This window comes from Micromonospora sp. D75, from assembly GCF_018070405.1.
GTDB lineage: Bacteria > Actinomycetota > Actinomycetes > Mycobacteriales > Micromonosporaceae > Micromonospora > Micromonospora chalcea.
Genome location: NZ_JAGPXV010000841.1, coordinates 1 through 2,050 on the forward strand (window position 1 = coordinate 1; position 2,050 = coordinate 2,050).

At 72.4% G+C, this 2,050-nt stretch carries 1 protein-coding gene and 1 pseudogene; one reads left to right on the forward strand and one right to left on the reverse strand.

Going from position 1 to position 2,050, the window contains the following annotated elements; genetic code table 11:
- Nucleotides 1-919, forward strand: a pseudogene (locus KBX39_RS29755) (metallophosphoesterase); the annotation flags it as partial.
- A 32-nt stretch (nucleotides 920-951) separates the two neighbouring features.
- Here the strand turns inward: KBX39_RS29755 and KBX39_RS29760 are convergent.
- Nucleotides 952-1,794, reverse strand: coding sequence for a regulatory iron-sulfur-containing complex subunit RicT (locus tag KBX39_RS29760; protein ID WP_210873714.1), 843 nt, complete (start codon nucleotides 1,792-1,794; stop codon nucleotides 952-954).
- Nucleotides 1,795-2,050: the final 256 nt, after the last annotated feature.

A 2,050-nucleotide genomic window follows, 5' to 3' on the forward strand; every position in this document is an offset into this window, starting at 1 on the left:
CTTCATCCGTACCCTCGTCGCGCCGACCGGCGCGCAGGTGCGGGTGCTGGTCTCCGGCGACCTGCACCACTACGCCCGTTACGCCGGGACGGACCGGCAGCTCGTCACGTGCGGCGGTGGCGGCGCCTACCTCTACCCCACGCACCGGCTGCCGGAGAAGCTGGAGGTGCCGCCGCGTGACACGCTGACCCGGCGGGCCAGCAACACCCGGGAGTACGACCTGGCCGCGCGCTACCCGGACAAGGCGCGCTCCCGCCGGTACGGCTGGGGCATCTTCGCCCGGCTGCCGTTCCGCAATCCGGGCTTCACCACGCTGCTCGGCACCCTGCACACGCTGCTGATGCTGGCCATGGCCGGCGTGGCGGTGCAGCGGGTGGGCACCACCGAGCAGCGCCTGTTCAGCGTGCCGCTGGCGATCATGCTGGTGGTGGCGATGATGGGCGCGGTGTTCTTCGCCAAGCCGCCGACGGCGGGCGGGAAGCGGCACGCCCGCCACTGGATCCTCGGGGTGGCGCACGGACTGGCCCAGATAGCTCTCGCCGCCGGCGGCACGTGGGTCTGGTTGCAGCTGCCGTTCTACGACTGGCCGTGGCCGCTGCCGGCGGTCGCCGCAGCGGTGCTCTACGGGCCGGTGAGCGGTCTGGTCGCCAGCCAGCTCGTCGCGCTGTACCTGCTGGTGGCCGGCGCGTTCGGGGTCAACCTGAACGAGTTGTTCGCCGCCCAGGGCATCGAGGACTCGAAGGCGTTCCTGCGGTTCCGGATCGACCCGGACGGCACGTTGACGATCTACCCGATCGCCGTGGACAAGGTGTCCCACGACTGGCAGCTCAACCCCGACCAGTCCCCCACCGCCTCCTGGCTGACCCCGAAGACCCCGCTGACCCCCCGCCTGGCCGAACCCCCCATCGTCATCCGCTGACCCCTGATCGCCGCCGAAGGGGCGGGCAGCGGTCAGGGCTGGGGGTAGTGCTGGTCGTGGGCCTGTCTGGGGCCGCAGACCGACGCCCGCGAGCACATCGAGCGGGAGCCGTCGGCGTCCAGGCGGACCGTCACCGCGTCGCGCGGGACGCTGTGGCCGACCACCTTGCCCTCACCCTGCGGCGTGGACACCCGGCTGCCGACCGCGGGGGCCGTCTCCTGGAACTTCTGGTACAGCGGGTGCTCGTACTTCAGGCAGCACATCAGCCGCCCGCACGCGCCGGAGATGCGCAGCGGGTTGAGCGGCAGGTCCTGGTCCTTCGCCATCCGGATGGTCACCGGCTCGAAGTCGGTCAGGAACGTGGCGCAGCACAGGTCACGCCCGCAGGAGCCGATGCCGCCCTGCACCCGTGCCGAGTCGCGGGCGGACAGCTGCCGCAGCTCGACCCGGCAGTGCAGGGTGGCGCCCAGGTCCCGGACCAGGGAACGGAAGTCGACCCGGTGCGGCGCGGTGAAGTAGATGGTGGTGCGGTCGCTGCCGTTCTCCGGCGTGGCCAGGACGTGGTCGACGGCCACCACCTTCATCGGCAGGCCGTGCTCGCGGATCAGCCGCTTGGCGGCCACCTTCGCCTCGGCCTTGCGCCGGCGCAGCATCTCGTCGCGGCGCAGATCGTCGTCCTCGGCGAGCCCGGCGAGTTTCGGGAAGCTGTCGGTGTCCTCGCTGACCCACTGGGCGGCCCAGACGCACTCGGCCACCTCGGGCCCCTCGTCGGTGGGCACCAGCACCCGGTCGCCCACCTGCGGGCGCAGCTCGCCCGGGTCGAGGTAGTAGAGGCGCCCGTACCGGTTGAAACTGACCGCGCAGAGCATGCCCATGCGCCCCACCCTACGCGGATCAGCGCCCGCCGTACGGCGGCCGGTCGCCGTACGGTCACCGACAGCGGCGATCGGCTCCGTCGACCCGGCCGAATCGCCCCTTCGCCTCGCCCGGACGGCTGAAACCTCGCCCGCCGCCGGGACAAGCGTCTGCCGACAGCGTTGAGTGAAGACATACCTGCGGGGGGTGCAGGGGAAGTCCACGGCGTCGCCGCCGTTGCCCGGCCACGGCCGGTCCCGCGCGCGGCGCCGTGGA

Excerpts from the sequence above, each read along its gene's own strand:
- KBX39_RS29760 (WP_210873714.1), bottom strand. The coding sequence starts at position 1,794 with ATGGGCATGCTCTGCGCGGTCAGTTTCAACCGGTACGGGCGCCTCTAC.